Here is a 22,998-nt window from a genome sequence, read left to right on the forward strand (position 1 = left end):
ACGAGGCATAGCGAATAGTAAAATTGGGTTTGGCGATTTGATTTTACTACTTCGCTATTTTTTTAAGCTAAAAGTGTCAACACACCCTAATTAATTTATAATTCTTTTTTCAAAAAATCGATCCTATTAAAAATCCTTTTAAAAAAACTAAATAATTGAATTTAATATATTTTTTAAACCACCTAAAAGAAGTTTATTCAAAATTAAAATATGTAGATAAATGAAATCTAACCTATTCAATAGAACTTATTTCGGTTTATTTTATCGGCCTTTTCCAAGAATGCTCAACTTTAATTTTTAAAATAAAATGATCTAAATAAGGGAGATTTTGCGAGGGATTTCAAAGTGTTTAACGATATTTTTTATTTTTAACTATCTTGAAGTTTTCATTATGCAGTTCATCCACACTTCACTCATCATAGAGTCAAAACGTTGAACACTAGTTAAGAACCTAACCATAATAAAGACATCCCAATATCCGGCATACATATCCTCATGCTGGATACCGGGAATCATCTCATTTATGCACTCAGTTGTTCATCACGCTTGAATACCAGTTCTCCCTTGAGTGAACTGTCTGCATCAAAATAATAGCCATCAGTATTAAAAGCTTTTAGCTCTTCGACACGATCAATTTTATTTTCAATCATAAAACGCGCCATAAGACCCCGTGCTTTTTTGGCATAGAAACTAATCACTTTATATTTGCCATTTTTCTGATCCAGAAATACCGGCTTGATAATGTCCGCCTGAATTTTGCGCTCGTTGACTGATTTATAATATTCATCAGAGGCGATATTCACCAGGATTTCAGAATTTGCTGCTGCTAGATCCTGATTAATCAGATCAGTAATGTGATGCGCCCAGAAGTCATATAGGTTATGCCCGCGGGAATTGGCTAACTTGGTTCCCATTTCCAGACGGTACGGCATCATTAGATCCAAAGGACGTAACAGTCCATATAATCCAGACAACATGCGTAAACGGTCTTGTGCATAGTGCAGATCTTCATGTTTCAAACTATAAGCATCCAGACCTGTATAGACATCGCCTTTAAATGCAAAAATCGCCTGACGGGCATTGGCTAAATTAAAATCTGGCTGCCAGTCATTAAAACGTGCGGTATTTAAACTGGCAATCTTTTCACTGACACTCATTAAGCTGGAAATTTCTGTTGCAGAAAGTGTGCGACAAACTTTGATCAAGTCCTGTGAATGTTCTAATAATCTCGCTTGAGTAAATTGGTCAGTCGGTAATGGAGTATCGTAATCGAGAGTTTTGGCTGGAGAAATTAAAGCGAGCATGGCAACCTGGTCAAAAAATGATTAATTAAACTATATCAGTCTGCTTATTTTAATTCCAATTCATGTTTTTATTCACCATAATCGTTAAAATGCACGATTCTCCTGTTAATCATCGGTTTTTATATGCCCGAGCAAATTTTTCTTCAAGGGCCTGCGGGTCAGATTGAAGTTTTTGTGGATTATCCTCAGGGTGAAGTGAAAGGATTCGCGGTAGTTTGTCACCCCCATCCATTGCAAGGCGGTACACCACAACATAAGGTCCCGGTTTTACTGGCACAAATGTATTTGGAGCGTGGCTGTATTGTGTATCGTCCAAGTTTCCGTGGTTCTGGTCAAAGTGAAGGTATACACGACGAGGGCTTCGGTGAAACGGATGATGTATTAGAACTCATTCGGTTCGCTCGCAACCAGCATATTGCCCTGCCTTTTTATGCAGGCGGTTTTAGTTTTGGTGCGCATGTCATGGCAAAAAGTTATGCAGCCTTACCGGTAGAATTGCAACCAAAGCAAACCATTTTATGTGGTCTGCCGACTGCAACAGTGGCTGGTATTCGCCATTATGTTACGCCTGCAATTAAAGGCGACATCCTGTTCATTCATGGTGAAGCCGATGAAGTGACTTTGCTCTCAGATATGATTGAATGGGCAAAGCCACAACGCCATTTAGTGACCGTATTACCTGGTGCCAACCATTTCTTTACCGGCTATTTAAAGCAATTGCGGATCGCAATGACCCGGTACTTAGCGCTTGGCTAAATAAAAAAACCCATCAGATGATGGGTTTTTTTATTAAAAGACAAAATCTTCTGCAAAAATTTCATACATCACAGCCCGATATTTAGGCTTATCGATGTAACGGATAATTTTTCCGCCCAAGCGGTCTGCAATTTTACGGCTAGCCCAGTTCTCTTCTGCTACCGGATAGCTTAAGACTTGAAGCCCTAATGTATTGAAAGCATAGGCCACAACACAATGCACTACTTCATGTCCATAATGATGACCATGCGCGGTTTCACGGATCCAAATACCGACTTCAGGTATTTCATCATCAAGTCGATGCAAACCACATAGTCCAATAAATTCTTGTGTTTCAATATGACGGATCACAAATACATATTCTTTATGATCGGTCATATTTTCCAGCCAATTTTTCCAGACTGTTGCAAATTCCTGTTCAGATTCTGGTGCATCCCACGCCATAAAACGTGTCAAACTCGGCGTAATTGAAGCATAAGCTTCTTCGGCATCGGCTGATTTAAAACAATTCAGGATCAAGCGTTTAGTTTGCAGTGTGGGCAAAGCTGATTGAGTCTGTTGAATTAGTTCTTCCATTCAAACTCGCTAAAGCTTTCCTGCTCTTTTAGAGAGGTTTCCACTGCCTGTGCAAGCTGATTAAGCAAACTTCTTTCGGTGATACGATCCAGCCAGTCCTGTTCTTCTTCAGGATATGAGGCAATTTCACAGATCAGATGCCCTTGTTCATCTCTGGTTTCGCAACTTACCGATAAAGGCAGCGCATGTTCTTCCACACTAACAGCAACCTGAGCTCCACTTTGGCTTAAAGTCTGAAAACCATATTTGCCTAATTTTTCGGCAAGCAAGTGTGCTACATATTCCTGGGTTTCCTGACTATCCCGTGGTGTTTGGTTCTGGGTATTGGCCATGAATTTTAATTTTCGCATCGCTACTTCCAAATGGCTTTTTTCTTATATGGGTTTAGCATAAGCAATATAAACAAAACAGCCAAGCAAAAGCTTGGCTGTTTCACATAATTTTAAAAATTATTCTGACACTTGAATTGGCAGTCCTGCAATTGAGGTCAATTCTGTAAACGTCGGGAAACTGGTTGCGACCGTTTCGGTTCCGACAATCTTGATCTGCTCAGAATTACGCAAACCGGCAATCGAAAAACTCATCGCGATACGGTGATCATGATGTGATTCAATTTCACCACCGCTAAAGATTGGCGACCAGTCACCAGACTTGCCTTTACCTTCAATAATAATGCCATCTTCAGTTGGGGTACAGTCAATACCCATGGTTTGAAGACCATCCACCATGACCTGAATACGGTCCGATTCTTTGACACGCAGTTCAGCCGCACCCGTCAGGATCGTTTGACCTTCCGCACATGCCGCTGCAATGAATAATGCAGGGAATTCATCAATGGCCAATGGCACCTGATCTTCCGGCATATGAATGCCTTTTAATGTACGTGTACCACGAATACGAATATCGGCAATCGGTTCACCGCCCGCAATACGCTCGTTTTCAACCGTAATGTCAGCACCCATTTGCTTGAGGATTTCAATCACACCAGTACGGGTCGGGTTAATACCGACTGCTTCAAGGGTGACGTCCGAATTTTCAGTAATGGCTGCACCCACCATAAAGAAGGCTGCTGAAGAAATATCAGAAGGCACCTGAATATTGGTTCCAACCAGCTTACCACCACCTTGCAGTGAAATTCGGTTGCCTTCGGTTTTCACTTCATAACCAAATGCACGCAGCATACGCTCAGTATGGTCACGAGTTGGTTCAGGCTCAGTTACCGAAGTTTCACCTTCCGCCCACAGGCCTGCAAGTAAAATTCCCGATTTCACCTGAGCAGAGGCCATTGGCAAATCGTACTGAATCCCTTTCAGGTTTTGATTGCCAGTTATGGATACAGGTGGCGTGCCGCGCTCACCCGTAGTCTGGATCTGCGCGCCCATTTCACGTAAAGGCTTGGCAATGCGTTCCATTGGACGTTTAGACAGTGAAGCATCACCGGTCATCACAGAATCAAATTTTTGTGCAGCCAACATACCGGATAGCAAACGCATTGAAGTGCCCGAGTTGCCCATATAAATGGCAGACTGTGGCGCTTTAAGGCCATGCATACCAACACCATGAATGGTGACTTCGCCATTTTTAGGGCCTTCGATACTCACTCCCATATCACGGAAAGCTTGCAGTGTCGCTAAAGCATCTTCCCCTTCCAGAAAGCCAGTCACATGCGTGGTACCTTCAGCAATCGCACCAAACATGATCGAGCGATGTGACACAGATTTGTCACCTGGCACGGTAAATTTACCCTGAAATTTCTTGGCACCCGGCTGAATGGTAAATTGTTGTGTCACTTTGTTTTTCTCCATGAAAGGTTTCTTGGCGAGCATATGGTTAAAATGCTGGCGAGCTGCCTGCGCATGACCCAATAAGCCCATCAATGCGTGGGAATCTTCATCTTCAATCAATTTGCGGATAATCGCGAGCTGCTGTTCAAAGCCATCGACAGCATTCAGAACTGCTTTTTTGTTGGCAAAAAAGATGTCATGCCACATTTGTGGATCGCTAGCGGCAATTCGCGAGAAATCCCGGAAGCCACCGGCAGCATAACGAAATATATCTAAATTGTCTTCACGCTTGGCCAATTGCTCAACCAAGTTGAATGCCATGAGATGCGGAAGATGACTGGTATGCGCCAGCACTTCATCGTGCTTATCAACATCCATACAAATCACTTCGGCTTTCGCCGCTTGCCACAGCTGAATCAGTTTATCGACGGCCCAGTCTGCACTGCTTGGCAGTGGCGTCAAGATCACCTTGTGATTGGCAAATAAATCAACTTTACCTGCATGCACCCCGGTATGCTCGGCACCTGCAATCGGATGGCCCGGTACAAAACCTTCAGGCAGTTCATCGCCAAAAACCGCTTTCGCTGCATCGACCACATTACCTTTGGTACTACCCACATCAGTAATAATGGTATTGGCAGATAAATAAGGCTTGATAGCTTCCAGCACCTTTTGCGTGGCACGTACCGGCAATGCCAGTACCACCAGATCAGCGCCTTTGACCGCCTCTACAGGATCGGCATAGCCTTCGGAAATCAGGCCAAGAGATTTAGCATCTTCCAAAGTCTTTTGTGAACGTGTCGATGCAACAATGTCATTGGCCAAATGCTCGGCTCGAATGACACGCGCCAGACTTGAACCAATCAGTCCAAGCCCGATAAATGCAACTTTTTCAAACAGTGGCTGCGACATGGTTTAAGCTTTTGCCTCTAAACCGAGTACTTTAGCCAATGCGCTCAAGAATTTCGCATTTTCTGCTTCAGTACCAATCGATACACGAATGTGATTAGAAATACCGACCGGACGCACAATCACCCCTTGCTTAAGCAAACCATTGAAGGTCGCTGATGGGTCTGCTTGTACATCTACCAGAATAAAGTTGGCACGTGAAGGTACATAGTTAAGACCCAAAGCCTTAAAGCCAGCTTCAAGTTGCGCCATACCGGCTTTATTCACTTCACGAGAACGCGCGATAAAATCTTCATCTTTCAGTGCAGCCACCGCAGCCACCATCGCAAGATGGTTGACATTAAATGGTTGACGAATACGGTTCAGGTAATCTGTCACTTCAACTGAAGCCAGAGCAAAACCAACACGTAGTGCAGCCAAACCATAACACTTCGACAAAGTACGGCTAACGATCAGGTTTGGATATTGCGCAAGGAATTTCAAGCTGTTGAAGTTTTCCGGGAAATATTCCACATAGGCTTCATCCAGAACCACGATGACATTAGCAGGAACTTTTTGCATGAAAGCTTCAAATTCAGCTTCTTCGAACCAGGTTCCCGTCGGATTATTCGGGTTTGCAATGAAAACGAGTTTGGTGTTGTCCTGAATGGCAGCCGCCATGGCTTCAAGGTCATGCGAAAAGCCTTTAGCTGGTACTTCGATCGCTTGTGCATTAATGGCTTGAGTTACCAATGCATAAACTGCAAAAGCATGCTGGCTATACACCACAGAATCATTTTCTGAAACGAATGCGCGGGCAAACATTTCCAGTAAGTCGTTTGAACCATTCCCCAAAGTAATCTGATCATGATTAAAACCAAACTGGGTTTTGATCTGATCTTTCAGGATAAAACCACCACCATCTGGATAACGGCCAATTTCAGCAATTTCCGCAGCGACCGCTTCTTTGACTTTATCTGAACAACCCAGCGGATTTTCATTTGAAGCCAGTTTGACGATATCGGTAAGACCCAACTCGCGCTCAAGTTCACTGATCGGCTTACCCGGTTGATATGGCTTTAATTTTGAGATGCCTGAATTGGCTGGAACAAACGACATTTTAGACTTCCAATTTTAGGTATAAAACAGTGGTCAGCACCCTCGCCCTGACCACGGATAGCTGACTTAAAGTACAGCTGCAGGATATGAACCGAGCACGCGAACTTCTTTAACCAAAGGACGAATTTCTTCAATGGCTGCTTTCACGTGTTCCTGCTCAATATGGCCTTCAAGATCAATGAAGAACACATAAGCCCATTTTTCAGGAAGTGCAGGACGGGTTTCAATGCTGGTCAGACTGATATTGTGCTTGGCAAACGGCGCCAGAATTTCCAGCAAAGCCCCGGCACGATCATGTGCTGAAATCAGTAATGAAGTCTTGTCATTACCACTTTGTGGCACTTTTTCACGGCCAATCACCAGGAAGCGTGTGGTATTTTCCGGATTGTCCTCGATATTGCTGTGCATGATTTCGAGATCATAAATGCTCGCAGCAATTTCAGAGGCAATTGCAGCAGAATGCCATTCATTACGAATACGGCGTGCTGCTTCCGCATTGGAACTTAAAGCGACACGTTCCACACCTGGATAATGCGCATCCAGCCACTTACGGCACTGTGCCAAAGTCTGCTGATGCGCATAAATCTGTTTGATGCTGTCTTTACGGGTATTTTCAGAAATCAGGAACTGATGGTGAATCGGTAATTCAACTTCGCCAATCACATTCAGGTTCGAGGTTTTGAAACAGTCCAACGTATGGTTGACCACGCCTTCAGAGGAATTTTCTACCGGTACCAGACCATAATGGGCACTGCCCGCTTCCACATCACGGAAAACTTCATCAATGGTCGGTAAAGGACGAACCACAGCATCATGACCAAAGTGCTTGAGTACCGCAGAATGGGTATAAGTCCCGACTGGGCCAAGGAAAGCAATGCTTTGCGGAGCTTCAAGTGCCAGACAGGCCGACATGATTTCACGGAACAGACGTGCCATGGTGGTATCAGACAATGGCCCTTCATTACGTTCCATGACATTACGCAAAACCTGAGCTTCACGTTCTGGACGGTAAAACAGCGGATTCTCTTCTGAGGCAAACTTTGCTTTTGCCACAGCTTCAGCCAAACGTGCCCGACGGTTAATCAATTGCTGAATTTGCTGATCAACAGAATCGATATCTTCACGAATTTTTACCAAATCAAGAGAAGTCGTGGTGTTTTGATCGTCGTTGATCATTGTTCTGTCGCCCTTCATAAACCTTATCTGTTCAGTATAACAATAGTGAGCTTTCAAAGGTTACGCAATATGACATTGGTAGATTAAGTCTTAAAAACATACAGTTGATTTTAACCGTTTATCGCTTTTAGTCATATCTGGTAACATTTACTTCAGCTTTTCTGCTTGATTTACATTATTAAATTGTAAACTTTGCCTGTCCATATTAACTGATTTTAAGGAAGATGAAATATCACTATTTCTTAATCTATATAGCGGTTTTAAGCATAAGAAAATTAAAATAATTGCTTTGCAAACGTCATTTTTGAACCATTTATATCTAAGATAGATTTCACAATAAAATGCACACTCTGCAACCCCATTTTTATCAACTTCTCTTTGATTTCACTTATTTTTTTACATTAAATCACTACTCAATTACAAAGCAGAGACGATTTTTTAACCAATCATAGATAGTCTAACTTAAAACAAGCGTTTGGGTGTCAGTCATGCCAAAAAGAATAGCTGTACTTTTGACGAATAATTTTGAAGATCAGGAATATCTTGAACCCGTTGCGGCTTTGCTTGAAGCAAAGCATAGCATCTGTAATATTGAGTTTAATGCAGGAAAAGTGGTCTATGGTCTGCATGGCTGTTCTGCAGTGACGATTGACCGGGACATCGAACAAATCAGTATTGATGATTTTGATGCCTTGCTGATTCCTGGCGGTGAATCTGCAGTTTCTTTATCTACCGATATGCGGGTGCTGCAATTTATCCAGGCTTTTAATCAAGCCAAGAAAACCATCTTTAGTTTATGTGATGCATCATTATTACTGTGTGAAGCAGATGTGCTGAAAAATCGAATTATTACCAGTATTCGCGCGCATGCCAGTCGCGTACAACGTGCCGGTGGAACGTATTATGATGCAGAACTGGTGAATGACAATAATCAGTTGATTTCATCGCGTCTACCCAATGATTTACCCATTTTTATTCATGAATGTTTGGATGTCTTAAAATCATAAAGTCTTAAAAAATATTTCTCATCTTGGCTATGTTCTCCCCCTATAAAAAAAGAGTCCTTCGGGACTCTTTTTTTATGAGTGAGCTATTAACGTCCTAACAGACCACGTGCCACTATCTCTTTCATGATTTCATTAGTACCACCATAAATCCGCTGAATCCGCGCATCAACGAAGAAACGTGAAATTGGATATTCAGTCATATAGCCATAACCCCCAAATAATTGCAGGAGATTGTCCGCGATTTTCATCTGCATATCGGTAGAAAAACTTTTCAATGCCGCTGCAGTTTCGACATCCAGTTTCCCTTGCATATAAAGCTCAAGATTCTGGTTATAAAATGCTGCGGTCGCCAATTCATCAATTTTCGCTTGCGCCAGTACAAAGCGGGTATTCTGGAATTGACCGATCACCTGACCAAAAGCCTGACGCTCTTTCACATATTGTGTGGTCACATCGATCGAGCCACGAATGGCGCCTAGAGCGGTGGCAGCGATGGCGGTACGCTCACGTGGCAATTCCTGCATCAGGTAAGCAAATCCCTGTCCCGGCTGACCCAGTAATTGGTCCTTTGGCACTTTAACATTGTCGAAGAACAGTTCAGACGTATCCTGAGCATGCAGACCAATCTTGTGCAGATTAGTGCCTTTTTTAAAGCCTTCCAGATGGGTATCGACCAGCAGCAATGAAACGCCTTTAGCTCGGGCTTGAGGATCGGTTTTGACCGCAAGCACCACCAAGTCAGCATGCTGACCATTGGAAATGAAGGTTTTTGAGCCATTTAACAGATAATATTCATCCTGCAAGATGGCACTAGTACGCATGGCTTGCAAATCTGAACCTGCACCTGGCTCGGTCATGCCAATCGCACCGACCACTTCACCGGTGACCATTTTTGGTAACCAGTATTTTTTCTGTTCTTCAGTACCAATATGCAGGATATACGGTGCTGCAATATCGGAATGACAAGACAGACCTGTGGCAATGGCACTGTATCCGGCACGTGCAGATTCTTCGATCAGCATCAAGGAATAATCGGTCGGCACCCCATAGCCACCATATTCTTCTGGAACATCGACACACAAGAAGCCATTTTCACCGAGTGCATTCCAGACTGAACGCGGCATCAGACCTTCACGTTCCCACTGGTCGTAGTACGGTGCGACATGTTCGTTCATAAAGCGTTTAAAATTATCGCGGAATAATTCTAGATCGGCATCGTAGGCAAGCATTCTATTGTCCTTGTTGTTTATCATTTTAGTTTCCTTTTCACAGACTATCGACTTTCCTGCTCCCTGTCATGTGCCGGCATTCATCTTTTTACTAACTTCACAGTCAATAAAAAAGGGAAGCCGAAGCTTCCCTTTTAGACATGAAAGACAGACTCAAAATTAGTGAGCGTTATTGCCTTCTTGTGCCATTTTTTCGTCAATTTCTGCAGGATTTGCTAAAGCATATTTCAGCTTGTCCATATCTAACTGGCCCACCCATTTCGCAACCACTAAAGTCGCCAAAGAGTTACCGACCAGATTGGTCAAGGCACGAGCTTCAGACATGAAACGATCGATACCGAGAATCAATGCCAGACCTGCAACAGGAATATTCCCTACAGCAGCCAAAGTTGCCGCCATCACAATAAAGCCTGAACCAGTCACGCCTGCCGCACCCTTAGATGAGATCAGAAGTACCAGAAGCAGGGTAATTTGATGAGACAAGTCAAGTTGCGTATTGGTTGCTTGCGCAATAAAGATTGCAGCCATCGTCAAGTAAATCGACGTACCATCCAGGTTAAATGAATAACCAGTTGGAATCACCAGACCTACCACCGACTTCTCTGCACCGGCAAGTTCCAGTTTCTTCAACATACGTGGCAGTACTGATTCTGAAGATGACGTCCCCAGTACAATCAGAAGTTCTTCGCGAATCAGGCGGATCATCTTCATGATGCTGAACCCTGCGAAACGCGCAATTGAGCCCAATACGATGAAAATAAACAGTACGCAAGTAACATAGAAACAAATGATCAACTGTGCCAGCTGAGCAAGAGAACCAATACCATATTTACCAATTGTAAATGCCATCGCACCAAATGCACCAATTGGAGCAAGTTTCATGATCATATTCACGATATTGAAGAACACATGTGAAATCTGGTCGATGAGTTTCAGGACTGGCTTGCCTTGATCACCTAGCTTATGCAGTGCAAAACCAAAAATGATCGCGAACAATAGAACTTGCAGGATTTCGCCTTCTGCAAATGCGCCCACAACCGTATTTGGAATGATGTTCATCAGGAAGTCGATAGTCGATTGTGACTCACCTGAAGCGACATATTTACTAATGCCACTGGTATCCAGTGAAGCAGGATCAACGTTCATGCCCACACCAGGCTTCACAATGTTAATCACGACCAGACCGATGACCAAAGCAATCGTAGATACGATCTCGAAGTAAAGTAAAGCCACACCACCAGTCTTACCGACTGATTTCATGCTTTCCATACCCGCAATACCGCTCACCACGGTACAGAAAATCACAGGCGCGATGATCATTTTAATCAGACGGATAAATGCATCACCAAGCGGTTTAAGCTGTTCGCCCAAGCCAGGGACATGCTGTTCTACGCCATTGATAATTTGCGTACCACTAGGCGAAAAATGCCCGACCAGAATACCTGCGATAATGGCCACAATCACTTGAAAATACAGTGACTTATAAATTGGTTGTTTCGCCATAATAAATCTACTTGAACGATATCAAAAATAAGAAAGACCATTTTGAGAAATATACTGACCTCTTCATCCCTTCTCAGGATGAACCGGATCAAGTCTCAAAAGGCTCAAGAGAATGTTCAAAAATGATAATCAGCCATGCATTGAATCTGACACTCAAGTATCAGACCAAAGTATTAAATGGGAGAAAGAGATTAAGAAAAATTAAACAGACTCTAAAAATTGCCTAAATTTTACCGAATATTCAGACTAAATGTGCATAACTTATTATGCGCTTGTTTATGTTTTAACCAGAATAGATTAGACATTAGTCGATAATCAGATTTAACTGATTGTTTTACGTATACTGAAATGTTTATGGATTTTCCCCCTCTCCCTTGACATTAATATTTTCTGCAAGCTGTAAAAAGTTATGAATACCAAAAGAAATATTTATAAAGATTTCGAACATCCCTTTGCCCAATATGTACGCATTGTGGGTAAAGGGAAAAATGGCGCCCGCTCTCTCTGCTATGATGAAGCCTATCAAGCCTTCAGTATGATTTTGAAAAATGAAGTGCTGGATGTGCAGTTAGGTGCATTCTTGATGTTATTGCGGGTCAAGGAAGAATCTGTAGATGAGTTGGCCGGTTTTGTACAGGCGACACGTGACCAGCTGAGTTTCAAAAAACTGGATGTCGATCTGGACTGGTCTTCATATGCGGGCAAGCGCAAGCATTATCCATGGTTTATTCTGGCAGCCCTGACACTGGCCAAGCATGGTTATAATATTGTGATGCATGGTGCCTCGGGCCATACCATGAACCGCGTTTACACCGAACAGGTGCTGACTTACTTAGGCTATCCAATCTGTCAAAATGATGCCGAGGTTGAACAGCAACTTCTACAACAGCATTTTGCTTACATACCGTTAGAAGTAATTTCTCCGATTCTTGCAGACTTGATTGCGCTGCGTAATGTCATGGGCTTACGCTCCCCAATTCATACCCTGGCGCGTCTGATCAATCCCTTTAATGCCAAAGCGACCCTGCAAGCCATTTTCCATCCAGCATATCGTGGTTCGCATCAGCAAGCAGCTTTCCGCTTGGGCTATAAAAATAGTGCCGTGATTAAAGGTGAAGGGGGCGAATTCGAGCGTAATCCGGATGCCAAAACGCTCATCTGTGGCATTAAAGATGGCCTGCTCTATGAGCATGAATTGCCAAAGCTCACTGACAACCGCAGTCCAATTGAAGAAGAACTGGATCTGGCGCTATTTAAGGCTGTCTGGGACGGTCAGCAAAGCCATGATTATGGCGAGATTGCAGTGATAGAAACTATGGGCATTGCGCTATATACCATGGGCGTGTGTGACAGCTTTGAAGCTGCGATGCAAAAAGCCAAAATCTTATGGGCGAATCGCCACGCGGTTTAATCTTGTGCAAAAGAAAAAAGCATTGTTCAGTGAATGAACAATGCTTTTTTTAATTGTATTGCTATTGGCTGGGAATTAAGCCTTAAACAAAACGAATCGGCTTGAATTCAGGTTCATTCTTGTGATGATCATCATCACACTCTTCACCCTCTTCTTTAGTACCGCGATCGATATAACCGCTGCGCTCATTTTCAGGCAGGTTTTTCATTTCCCAGGCATACACTGCCTGCATACAGGTCTGACGTTGTTCTGGTGTCAAGGCTACACCGTTTGGCCACTTTCCAATTTCGACTGCTGTTCTTAGGCGTTCAACAATCTCAGGATTGAGTACGGCAAGCATTTGTTCAATATTCATGATTTAATCCTGCTTAAAATAATCAAAGTCCTGATTCCACCCCAGTTTGGTTCGACAGGCATTATAAAAGTCATAACCCGGTGGATGCAGAAGATTCAGTTTAAAGGGATGCTTGCGAATATGGACGCTATCACCCACATTCAAAGACACACTGTGTTGTCCATCCGCACTAACCATCGGCAGTACGCGATTTTCACGAATCAGTAATTTAATTTCACTATGTCCACCGACCACAATCGGGCGTGAAGACAAGGTATGCGGATGCATCGGTACCAAGGCAATCGCATCCATACTTGGATGTACAATCGGGCCACCACCAGAAAGCGCATAAGCCGTAGAACCAGTTGGCGTAGAGACTATCAGGCCATCGCTGTGCTGACGATAGACATATTGTCCATCAATATTCAGTTCAAAATCGATCATATGTACCGATTTCCCTGAATGTAGCACCACATCATTTAGAGCAATGGCATCGTAAATCACTTCACCTTTGGAGCGAATTTCGACTTCGAGTAAAAAGCGTCGCTCAGTCTGAAAGTCACCCTTTAATACCTGATCCAGCTTGAATATCACTTCAGTCGGCTTGATATCCGTTAAAAAACCCAGACGACCACGGTTAACCCCGATCACCGGGGTATTGTACTTGACCAAGGCGCGTGCTGCATGTAATAGCGAGCCGTCACCGCCCACGACAATCACCAGATCCACCACCTCACCCAATAAGGCACGACTGACGGTTTGGGTATTTTGATAGGGAACAAGTTCAGCTGTCGCTGCATCAAAAACTGGGTGTAGGCCTAAATTGAGAAGATGATCGTGAATAAGGCATAAGGTTTCAACCACCGACGATTTATCAGGACGTCCTATTAACCCGATATTTCGAAAGGTCTTATGGGAAATTTGCACCAGTGTCGTCGCTCCGCTACGAATCCTGCTTATCATAACATTAAGCTATACCTGGATGACAATTTATAACAGTGCTTCATAGGTAGGAAATTATTTGAAATATATTCGAATTAAGGAGAAATTGTGGGGTTTCATTTTAATTTTAAGCGCATTTCTTGATTAAATATTGCAAAATAATGAAAAGCTTCGCATGATTAGCACAATTTCACAGGATCTTATAAGTATTTATGAAATCTGAACGTGGCATGGGGTTTCTTGCCTTAATTTTTTCTATTATTGTCATTTCTATCTTTGTATCATTTAGTATCTATTTGATTAGATTAGACAATATTGTACGCGACAAGTTTGAAGGTCAGCGCTGGGATATTCCGGCCAAGGTCTTCGCACGTCCGATGGAAGTGTACGTGAATGCCCCAGTCAGCCTGCAGGATTTCCAACAAGAATTAAAATTACTCGGTTATAAAAATTCGGATAGTTATACTAAATCAGGCAACTTTGTCACCACGGGTAATACCCTGTATGTGCATACACGCGGCTTTGATTTTGGTGACCGGGTTGAACCGGAACAAATATTGAAAGTCAGTTTCAGCGGTGAACAGATTGCAGAAGTCAGCGCAACCAAACCGTCTTCAAGCGGGATTGCGCGTTTAGAACCTTTATTAATTGGCGGGATTTATCCGCAGCATAACGAAGACCGTGTGCTGATCAAGCTAAATAAAGTGCCTAAGCCCTTGATCGAAGCGCTGATCGCGACCGAAGACCGTAAGTTCTATGAGCATCATGGGGTTTCACCGCGTGGTATTGCACGTGCCGTAGTCAGCAATATTACCGGTGGTAAACGTCAGGGTGGCTCAACCTTGACCCAGCAGCTGGTCAAAAATTTCTATTTAACCCCTGAGCGCACCTTAAAACGTAAAGTGAATGAAGCCTTTATGGCGATGCTGATTGAATTGCATTATGACAAGAATGAAATTCTAGAAGCTTATCTGAATGAGGTAAATCTCGGTCAGAATGGTAACTACTCCATTAATGGTTATGGTCTGGCATCGCAGTTTTATTTTGGCCTGCCACTGCGTGAACTGAATATTTCCCAGCAAGCATTTTTGGTGGGTTTAGTCCAAGGCCCGAGTCTATACAATCCATGGCGCAATCCTGAAAGTGCGAAAAAACGCCGTGATATCGTCCTGAATAATATGCTGGTAATGGGCTATCTGACTCAGGAACAATATGAAAAAGAAACCGCACGTCCGTTAAATGTCATTTCAAAACCGACTTTAGGCCCTGCCCGCTTCCCGGATTTTCTGGATATCGTACGTCGTCAATTACGCACAGATTATCAGGAAACCGATCTGACCAATCAGGGTCTGCGCATTTTCACCACTTTAGACCCTCTGGCCCAAACCCGAATTCAGGACAGTTTTAAAGAAACGGTGGCGCGTTTAAGCAAATCCAATCCGGGTCGCCTGAAAGATTTACAGGGCGCAGTATTGGTATCGCATCCGGAAAATGGTGAGCTGGTGGCCGCAGTGGGTTCGACTCAAGATTTTACCGGCTTTAACCGTGCAGTCGATGCCAAGCGTCAAGTCGGTTCCCTGTTAAAGCCTGTGATCTACCTGAGTGCACTGGAATCGAACCGTTATCATTGGGCGAGCCCGATTGAAGACAGTGAAATCAGCATTAAGAGTGACGGCAAAACCTGGACACCGAAAAACTATAGTGGTCGTGGACATGGTGTCATTCCAATGTCACAAGCCTTATCGCAATCTTATAACCTGTCCACTGTGCGTTTAGCACAAGAATTTGGCTTGTCTACCTTTATTAATCATCTGAAAAAATTTGGTGTAACTTCAGATATTCCATCTTATCCATCGATTTACTTGGGTGCGGTAGATATGTCCCCGATGGAAGTGATGAATATTTACGGCAACTTTGCTACAGGCGGCTTTAAATATCCAACTAAAGCCATCCGCTCTGTGGTGGATGCCAACGGCCGATCTCTGGATCGTTATAGCCTGAGTGTGCAACCGACCATTGATCCGGCTTCTGCTTATGCTCTGAATTATGGCTTACAACAGGTCATGTCGAATGGTACAGGTCGTGCAGCCTATAACAGCTTGCCACGCAGTCTGAATCTTGCCGGTAAGTCCGGTACCACGAATGACAGCCGTGACTCATGGTTTGCCGGATATTCAGGTAACTATATGACCGTGGTCTGGCTCGGTCTGGATGACAACAAAGTCACTGGCTTAACCGGTTCTTCAGGTGCCCTGCCCGTTTGGACCAATGTCATGAAACAGTTGCGCCAGAAACCGGTGAATCTGCCACAGCCGAATGAAATCGAATGGCATTGGCTGGATCGTCATACGGGTTTATTGTCTGCGCAAGGTTGTGAAGGCGCCATGTATATCCCGATTTCGCGTCATGCCCTGCCAAATCAGGCAACTGCCTGCGGCATCTCGCATTATGCGACGGAACCTTATGATATTGATTCAGAACCTGCGCCATCTGATGCTGAACAGGATGATATGAGTCGTTACATACAAGAAAGTGAAACAGAAATAGAACGCGATCTTGAGAGCGAAACCCGTATTATCGCCAGTGGAAGTTATAGCCATTAATTGAGTCTATGTTTATGTTAAGAAAAATCCTCCCTGGTTTGCTCATCCTCAGTCTGGTGGGCTGCCAAAGTATATCTGAGCCAGAAAAGCCAATTACCCCTGCCAAGCCTGTGACGGAAAAACCTAAGGCAAAAACGCCAGACGGCGTAGTGATTACGCCTTATGACCGTCCTGACATCAAACGTCAGAAAATTGTCATTCCTGAACAGAAGCCGAAAAGCCAAAAGTTTGATGATGGACGTAATTTGCCGGCCTTCAAGAGTCTGATGCAGCAAACCCAGCAGGCCTATACCAAGCAGCAGTTTGCTCAAGCTGAAGCGTCTGCAACTCAGGCACAGCGACTGGCCCCTCAGGCACCGGAAACCTATTTATACCTGGGCATGATCGCCAACCGTAAAAATCAGCCAGCAAGCGCCGATGCTTTTGCCTTACGTGGCCTGAGTTATGCACAATCTAGTGCCATGAAAAAGCAGCTTTGGCAAGTGCGCCTCAAATCTGCTCAGTTGCGGAAAAACGCCAAAGCGATTCAGCAAGCTCAACAGGCACTAAAAAGACTTTAAGATCTTTTTTATAGAAACTGACTTACTAATAGAAAGCTATTTTCTAAATAGAGTGTCTAAATATAGCGAATGCCGGCAATGCCATACGCATGCTGGCTTTTTGCATAATCGAGCTCTTTTGCTTTCATCCCACCCAAAGCAAAAACCGGAATCTGTACCTGCTCTGCCATTTGCTTGAATTGTTCCCAGCCTAGCGCAGGTGTTTCTGGATGAGTCGCTGTCGCCAGTACCGGACTGAGTAAAGCCGCTTCACAGCCGATCTGTTCTGCATGCATTAAAGCGGTCAGGTCATGACAAGCTGCCAGATAACGATAGCCAGATTTAAGTTCGCCTTGTTTCAAGTCCATCAATTGAGTCTGTTTTAGATGAATCGTGCGAATCGTCTGCTGCTGCAATTCATTCAGTTGTGACCAAAGCTGCTGATTAATGATTAACTTGGAAAGTTGATCTACCGGATATTGCTGTACTTGCATGATCCGTTCAGGCGTTGCTTCCACGCGCCAATACAGCATTTGATCTGTATCTAGACTTGATAAGATATCCAGATCTTCAGCAATCTTGATGCGCTGCGGCCATTGCAGCTTTTGAATTATGGACTGATTGGCTTTCGGAAAATTCAGCTGTCCAAGTTCTTCCCGGCCGTACCAGCGCCAAGGCTGTTTGATTTCAGCCAGTTGAGCAAACTGTACTGAAGCATGGAAAATATGCAAATTGACGATGAGATCTTCATATTCATGGGAGATAAAATCAGAGGCATGCCAGCGTTCGATATTAACACCGACCTCTTCCATCACTTCGCGTCGGCAGGCTTCGACTGATAATTCGCCCTGTTCAACTTTTCCGCCTGGAAATTCATATTTATTGCCCTGATGCTGCTTGGCTTCACGCCAGCCGACTAGAACTTGATTTTGAAAAAATAAAAGAGCAATTGCGACATGAATCGTAGCTTTAGTCATGATGTACAGAACCGTTGAAGTTTTACAGATTGTAAGCAAATTAGAGTTTTTTATAAATTGCTCAATATTTCGTTGACAGACCTATTCGATAATGATTATCATTTAAATCAATCCAAAACACACCACGGAGTTGACGGAATGAACGCCCCATTTAGCCTATTTACCCATAACAATGATACTCACCATGCCTTGCCAATGCTGCACTCCAACAATCTGTTTGCACTGGGTCGTGAAATCCGGATCATGCATGCCGGCGAAGAATACCGCTTGCGTCTGACCCGCAATAACCGTCTTATTCTGACCAAATAATTAAATCAGTTCTAATAATAACAAACGTGGGAAGCAGCAGTATGAATCAGCGCATACTGCTTTTTAATCTTCTGATCATGAGATTTGCTATGCAGGCTTAAAACTCAATGACACTTTAAGTCCGCCCAGATCCGACGGCGCATAGTCAATTTTAGCTGCATGCAGTGCCATAATTTTCTGGCAAATGGACAGACCTAGACCTGAACCCTGAGTGCGAGTCCCTAAGGCTCGATAGAAACGTTCACCTAGTCGTTCCAGCACATCATCAGTAATCCCCTCTCCTGAATTTTCAATCAGCAACTGTATCTGTTTCTGCTCAATAACCGTTCGGATCTCGACCTGTCCCTGCGGCGGCGTATAACGAATAGCATTGTCGACCAGATTGCGGATACAGCTAAAAATCAGTTCTGGATTCGCTTCAATCACAGCATCCTCAAGGTTTAGATTCCAGTGAATATCTTTTTCCTGTGCAAAAGGCTGCAAGGCCTGTAAAGCCTCGTGAACCAGATTTTTAAGATTGACCGCTTGCATAGGTAATTGCCCTGTGCGCTCCGGATCGAGTCGTGCCAGCAAGAGTAAATTCTCCAGCACCTGCGTACCGCGGTTGACATCATTTTGAATCAACTGTAATGCCTGAGGGAGCTGTGCATCATCTTGATATTTGCGTTTTAAAACCTGTAGACGCATTTGAATCGCAGACAGTGGCGAACGCAGCTCATGTGAAGCATCTGCAGTAAAACGCTGTTCAGCAGCCAGTGATTTCTCCAGCCGGCCGAGCATGGCATTCAGCTGACGAATGATCGGTTGCAGTTCAGTGATTTCAGGGTCAGGTGTTTTAATAGGACTCAGATCCTGAGCAGTCTTGGAACCAATGGCACGCGAAATCTTGTTTAATGGCCGTAACTGGCGTCTGATCGCAACACGCAAAATCAGCCATTGCACTAGCCATAAAATCAATAAGATCCCGGCAAAGCCCAAGGTGGTTTGCCAGAGCTCATCGAAGCGTACTGAAAGCGGTTGTACGATTTTGACCTGAAGGTCGTCATCTTCCGCAGTCAGGATGCGGATAAAACGGCCATTTTCATAAGCAAACTGGAAGCCATTTTTCTGTGCTTTTGGAATGGTATTAATTAATTCATCATCAATAGAAGTAGTCAGTACCTGCTGATCCAGCAATAAGGCATACTGGATATCAAACTGTTCACTGAGTTCATCCACCTGGGCGTCTTTGGCTTGGGTGACATCACCGAGTAACAGCTCAGAAATCTGCTCCATTAATTCATCATGCAACTGACTGGCCTGATAACTGGAAATTCCCAATAACAGCAGCCAAGCCAATATTCCAGCCAATATGGAACTGAACAGCGCGTGTTTGATCAGCCGGGTTTGCAGGGAAATAGTAGCCGACATGAGCTTAAGCCTCAGCTTTATGCATGCGGTAGCCCAGACCGCGAATGGTCTTGATCATCTGGCTGCCAATTTTTTTACGCAGCTGATAGATAAACACTTCAATCGCATTACTTTCAATTTCATCGCCCCAGGCATACAGCGATTCTTCCAGCTGTTCACGGGTGACAATATGTTCAGGCTGCTGCATCAGCTTGTATAAAATCTGGAACTCTTTCGCAGTCAGATTGATCGCTTGACCCGCTTTGCTCAGGTTTTTGGCCTGAGTGTCCAGACTAAGATCCTGCCAGTGCAGGATATGATTCGGTGTTTGCTGCTTCAGCCTGAGCTGGGCACGTACCCGGGCGGAAAGTTCTTCCAAACTAAAGGGTTTCACCAGATAATCATTCGCGCCTAAATCCAGCCCCTCGACCCGGTCATCAATACTGTCTTTGGCCGTAATAAAAATCACCGGCGTATCTTGCTGTTGGCTGCGCAAACTTTTCAGAATCTCGTCTCCCGTGGCATTTGGCAGACCACGATCCAGCAGAATACAGTCATATTGATGCTGCTCAATCGCCAGGATCGCATGATCACCGCGCTCTACCCGGTCAATCACATAACCGTCCATTTCCAGCCAGGTCTGGATACTGTCTGCCTGAGACTGATCATCTTCCGCCAAAAGAATACGCATACTCTGCTCCGTTTGCTTTCTTGTTCTATCTTGCCTTGAAAAAGCAGCAGACTCAAAAAAACCACATGCTTTTTGGTAACTTGCATGTGGTTTTTTGTTGCTGTGTTCAAACTGATTGCAGCAAATCAGGCGATATTAGAAACGAACCTGATCAACCTCAATTTCAACACGTTTTGCCGGCTTATAATCAATGTCGATTTCACCTGTGATGATCACCGGTGTTTTGGCTGAAATCGGCTTGCCTTGCCAAAGTTCATCATCAATCTCAACAGTTATAGTACCTGTGCTGTCGCGGAACTGGTATTTTTCATCACCCACTGCTTTCACGACATAACCTTGAAGCTGAACCTTGCTGTCATCTTTCATGGCCAGTGCCTGTTTGACTGTGGTCGATTTAGTAAAAGCGGCCTGATTCACAGCAGTGTCACTACTTGCTATCGTAGCTGTCGCAATAGAACCCATCAATGCAGCTGCCAAAACCGTATTTATCATCATTTTCATCGCAGTTACCTCTTTAAAGTCTTGCCTTGTTTCGATGATGCTATTAAAACAGCCGAAGATGAATTGAATCTTAAGATTGCTTCATTTTCAAAATTAATTTAGGGGCACCACTCTCAGGACTTCTTCAAGCGTAGTGACACCTTCCAGAATCTTGCGCGCCCCGGCAATTCTGAGCGGCTCTACCCCTTCTTTTTTCGCCTGCTGACGCAGCTGGTTCAGATTAGCATCGGCACCAATCAGCTGTTTAGTGGTCAGACTCAGTGGCATAAACTCATAAATCCCAATACGGCCTTTATAGCCGGTATGCCGGCATTCTTCGCAGCCCACCGCCTTAAAGACAAATTCCGGTCGCGGCAAAGGATAATCGGCTGCCAGATGCTGCCATTCCTGTTCATTCAGGAAGCTTTCCTGCTTGCAATGTGGGCAGAGTTTACGCACCAGACGTTGAGCCAGAACACCCAAGATGGTTGCTGCTGTCAAAAATGGCTGTACGCCCAGATCATGCAGACGGGTCAGACTCGACGGCGCATCATTGGTATGTAAAGTTGAGAGAACCAGATGACCAGTCAATGCTGCCTGAATCGCCATATTGGCAGTATCCTGATCACGAATTTCCCCGACCATGATAATGTCCGGGTCCTGACGCATCAATGCACGCACGCCGTCAGCAAAACCAAGATCGATACCATTATTGACCTGCATCTGGTTAAAGCTGGGTTCCAGCATCTCGATCGGGTCTTCAATGGTACAGACGTTGACCTGTTCAGTCGCCAGCTGTTTCAAGGTTGAATAAAGCGTAGTAGTTTTACCGGAACCAGTCGGACCGGTCACCAGAATAATGCCGTGACTGTGACTGGTCAGATTGTTCCAGTCGTTGAGCAGATGACCTTCAAAACCGAGTTGCTGGAAACTTCTCACCAGCACTTCCGGATCGAAAATACGCATTACCAGTTTTTCACCAAAAGCTGTCGGTAAGGTCGACAGGCGCAGTTCAGTTTCCTGTCCTTTGGGCGTGCGGGTTTTCAGTCGGCCATCCTGTGGCTTACGTTTTTCCGCCACGTTCATCCGGCCCAGAATCTTGATCCGGGAAATGACGGCGGTCAATGTATTGGCCGGCATGTTGTAAATCGTATGCAGCACCCCATCAATCCGGAAACGGATCTTACCGGTGTCTTTACGCGGTTCCATATGAATATCACTGGCGCCCTGCTCAAAGGCAAATTGCAGCACCCAGTCCACCAGTTTGACAATATGCTGGTCATTGGCATCCGGATTCTGGGAATCACCCAGTTGCAACAAGGCTTCGACGCCCTTATTTTCCCGGTCATAGGCGGAAGATTTTTGTGAACCACTGACTGCACGACTGACCTGATAATATTCAGTAATATAACGTTGTAGCTGTTCCGGATTCAGTAATACCCGTTGTATTTTCTTCGGGGAAATATTCTGTTCGAGATTCGACACCCATTCGGTTTTATAAGGCTGATCCGTAGCGATCAGAACTTTGTCTGCCTGTATTTCCACTGCCAAAATATGGTTGCGCAGTGCATATTCCTGCGACATGACATGGGTCAATGCCTGTACATCAGCTTTAAGCGGATCAATGATATAGAACATCAATCCGGTTTTTTCTGCCAGCCACTGACATAAACGGTTCAGAGTCAGTGTTGTTTGAGGATGGGACTGATCGACCAGATTAAAATTAGCAATCCACTGTAAAGGGTGCCATTTTAGTTGTTCACGTTGCCGATGAGTGGTTTGTACCAGCATCCGGTCGCGTTCACTGATTTTACCGTCTTTAAAGAGTTGGTCTAGACACCATGCCGTATCAATTTCAAAGTCAAATTTCATTATTATCAGTCCCCAAACTTGCCTCCACTATAACAAGTTTTTGCAGTTTTTCGCATGCTCCCCACCTGTTGAATGTACGTTTCTATTTCAATCTCAAAAAGAAAGTAAA

21 protein-coding genes are annotated in these 22,998 nt (G+C 44.3%); 6 read left to right on the top strand and 15 right to left on the bottom strand.

Annotated elements, in window-relative coordinates; genetic code table 11:
* Positions 1 to 521 precede the first annotated feature (521 nt).
* The gene (yaaA, locus tag NI466_RS10555) at positions 522 to 1,304 is read right to left on the bottom strand and encodes a peroxide stress protein YaaA (protein WP_253173514.1); all 783 of its coding nucleotides are present in this window, start codon (positions 1,302 to 1,304) and stop codon (positions 522 to 524) included.
* Between the two features lie 123 nt (positions 1,305 to 1,427).
* Here yaaA and NI466_RS10560 point away from each other — a divergent pair, with 123 nt between their 5' ends.
* Positions 1,428 to 2,060, top strand: coding sequence for an alpha/beta hydrolase (locus NI466_RS10560; protein WP_253173515.1), 633 nt, complete (start codon positions 1,428 to 1,430; stop codon positions 2,058 to 2,060).
* A gap of 33 nt (positions 2,061 to 2,093) precedes the next feature.
* Here NI466_RS10560 and NI466_RS10565 read toward each other — a convergent pair whose 3' ends face one another.
* The 5 genes from NI466_RS10565 to pheA all read right to left on the bottom strand — a co-directional run bounded on the left by NI466_RS10565 (position 2,094) and on the right by pheA (position 7,603).
* On the bottom strand, positions 2,094 to 2,636 hold the full coding sequence (locus tag NI466_RS10565) for a GNAT family N-acetyltransferase (RefSeq protein ID WP_253173516.1): 543 nt from the start codon (positions 2,634 to 2,636) through the stop codon (positions 2,094 to 2,096).
* On the bottom strand, positions 2,624 to 2,986 hold the full coding sequence (locus NI466_RS10570; RefSeq protein ID WP_216986205.1) for a hypothetical protein: 363 nt from the start codon (positions 2,984 to 2,986) through the stop codon (positions 2,624 to 2,626). The genes NI466_RS10565 and NI466_RS10570 overlap by 13 nt, the downstream gene beginning before the upstream one ends.
* A 99-nt stretch (positions 2,987 to 3,085) precedes the next feature.
* Positions 3,086 to 5,332: a bifunctional prephenate dehydrogenase/3-phosphoshikimate 1-carboxyvinyltransferase gene (locus NI466_RS10575; RefSeq protein WP_253173517.1), complete on the bottom strand. Its 2,247-nt coding sequence runs from the start codon at positions 5,330 to 5,332 to the stop codon at positions 3,086 to 3,088.
* A gap of 3 nt (positions 5,333 to 5,335) precedes the next feature.
* The gene (gene hisC / locus NI466_RS10580) at positions 5,336 to 6,427 is read right to left on the bottom strand and encodes a histidinol-phosphate transaminase (protein WP_004645569.1); all 1,092 of its coding nucleotides are present in this window, start codon (positions 6,425 to 6,427) and stop codon (positions 5,336 to 5,338) included.
* Between the two features lie 66 nt (positions 6,428 to 6,493).
* The gene (gene pheA, locus NI466_RS10585; RefSeq protein WP_004278987.1) at positions 6,494 to 7,603 is read right to left on the bottom strand and encodes a prephenate dehydratase; all 1,110 of its coding nucleotides are present in this window, start codon (positions 7,601 to 7,603) and stop codon (positions 6,494 to 6,496) included.
* Positions 7,604 to 8,091: 488 nt separating this feature from the next.
* On the opposite strand from pheA, the gene NI466_RS10590 reads away from it, so the two are divergent.
* Positions 8,092 to 8,610, top strand: a complete 519-nt coding sequence (locus NI466_RS10590) for a DJ-1/PfpI family protein (RefSeq protein WP_005106495.1) — start codon at positions 8,092 to 8,094, stop codon at positions 8,608 to 8,610.
* Positions 8,611 to 8,696: 86 nt separating this feature from the next.
* Here the strand turns inward: NI466_RS10590 and NI466_RS10595 are convergent, their stop codons facing one another.
* A complete protein-coding gene (locus NI466_RS10595; protein WP_253173518.1) occupies positions 8,697 to 9,839 on the bottom strand; it encodes an acyl-CoA dehydrogenase family protein in 1,143 nt (380 codons plus the stop codon).
* Positions 9,840 to 9,998: 159 nt separating this feature from the next.
* Positions 9,999 to 11,342 carry a dicarboxylate/amino acid:cation symporter gene (locus NI466_RS10600; protein WP_253173519.1) on the bottom strand — a complete coding sequence of 448 codons (1,344 nt, stop codon included), beginning with the start codon at positions 11,340 to 11,342 and terminating at the stop codon, positions 9,999 to 10,001.
* Positions 11,343 to 11,751: 409 nt separating this feature from the next.
* Here NI466_RS10600 and NI466_RS10605 point away from each other — a divergent pair, with 409 nt between their 5' ends.
* The gene (locus NI466_RS10605) at positions 11,752 to 12,753 is read left to right on the top strand and encodes a glycosyl transferase family protein (RefSeq protein WP_253173520.1); all 1,002 of its coding nucleotides are present in this window, start codon (positions 11,752 to 11,754) and stop codon (positions 12,751 to 12,753) included.
* 82 nt (positions 12,754 to 12,835) lie between these two features.
* On the opposite strand, the gene NI466_RS10610 is transcribed toward NI466_RS10605, so the two are convergent.
* A complete protein-coding gene (locus NI466_RS10610) occupies positions 12,836 to 13,108 on the bottom strand; it encodes a YeaC family protein (RefSeq protein ID WP_004278992.1) in 273 nt (90 codons plus the stop codon).
* A gap of 3 nt (positions 13,109 to 13,111) precedes the next feature.
* Positions 13,112 to 14,050: an NAD(+) kinase gene (locus tag NI466_RS10615; RefSeq protein ID WP_004645573.1), complete on the bottom strand. Its 939-nt coding sequence runs from the start codon at positions 14,048 to 14,050 to the stop codon at positions 13,112 to 13,114.
* 191 nt (positions 14,051 to 14,241) lie between these two features.
* Here NI466_RS10615 and mrcB point away from each other — a divergent pair, with 191 nt between their 5' ends.
* Both mrcB and NI466_RS10625 read left to right on the top strand, forming a co-directional pair.
* The gene (mrcB, locus tag NI466_RS10620; RefSeq protein ID WP_253173521.1) at positions 14,242 to 16,632 is read left to right on the top strand and encodes a penicillin-binding protein 1B; all 2,391 of its coding nucleotides are present in this window, start codon (positions 14,242 to 14,244) and stop codon (positions 16,630 to 16,632) included.
* Positions 16,633 to 16,646: 14 nt separating this feature from the next.
* Positions 16,647 to 17,192: a tetratricopeptide repeat protein gene (locus NI466_RS10625; RefSeq protein ID WP_253173522.1), complete on the top strand. Its 546-nt coding sequence runs from the start codon at positions 16,647 to 16,649 to the stop codon at positions 17,190 to 17,192.
* A 56-nt stretch (positions 17,193 to 17,248) separates the two neighbouring features.
* On the opposite strand, the gene NI466_RS10630 is transcribed toward NI466_RS10625, so the two are convergent.
* The gene (locus tag NI466_RS10630; protein WP_253173523.1) at positions 17,249 to 18,148 is read right to left on the bottom strand and encodes an NUDIX domain-containing protein; all 900 of its coding nucleotides are present in this window, start codon (positions 18,146 to 18,148) and stop codon (positions 17,249 to 17,251) included.
* A gap of 138 nt (positions 18,149 to 18,286) precedes the next feature.
* Here NI466_RS10630 and hemP point away from each other — a divergent pair, with 138 nt between their 5' ends.
* Positions 18,287 to 18,457, top strand: coding sequence for a hemin uptake protein HemP (gene hemP / locus NI466_RS10635; RefSeq protein WP_253173524.1), 171 nt, complete (start codon positions 18,287 to 18,289; stop codon positions 18,455 to 18,457).
* A gap of 87 nt (positions 18,458 to 18,544) precedes the next feature.
* On the opposite strand, the gene NI466_RS10640 is transcribed toward hemP, so the two are convergent.
* The 4 genes from NI466_RS10640 to tfpB form a co-directional block, all read right to left on the bottom strand.
* Positions 18,545 to 19,867, bottom strand: coding sequence for an ATP-binding protein (locus NI466_RS10640; RefSeq protein ID WP_253173525.1), 1,323 nt, complete (start codon positions 19,865 to 19,867; stop codon positions 18,545 to 18,547).
* 4 nt (positions 19,868 to 19,871) lie between these two features.
* Positions 19,872 to 20,537 carry a response regulator transcription factor gene (locus tag NI466_RS10645; protein ID WP_253173526.1) on the bottom strand — a complete coding sequence of 222 codons (666 nt, stop codon included), beginning with the start codon at positions 20,535 to 20,537 and terminating at the stop codon, positions 19,872 to 19,874.
* Between the two features lie 135 nt (positions 20,538 to 20,672).
* Complete coding sequence (locus tag NI466_RS10650) at positions 20,673 to 21,038, bottom strand: NirD/YgiW/YdeI family stress tolerance protein (protein WP_253173527.1); 366 nt, start codon at positions 21,036 to 21,038, stop codon at positions 20,673 to 20,675.
* A 93-nt stretch (positions 21,039 to 21,131) separates the two neighbouring features.
* Positions 21,132 to 22,889 (bottom strand): type IV pilus assembly ATPase TfpB, encoded by a 1,758-nt coding sequence (gene tfpB / locus NI466_RS10655; protein WP_247144065.1) that lies wholly within the window; start codon positions 22,887 to 22,889, stop codon positions 21,132 to 21,134.
* Positions 22,890 to 22,998 lie beyond the last annotated feature (109 nt).

It is taken from the genome of Acinetobacter lwoffii, from assembly GCF_024129595.1.
Taxonomy (GTDB): Bacteria; Pseudomonadota; Gammaproteobacteria; order Pseudomonadales; family Moraxellaceae; genus Acinetobacter; species Acinetobacter lwoffii_O.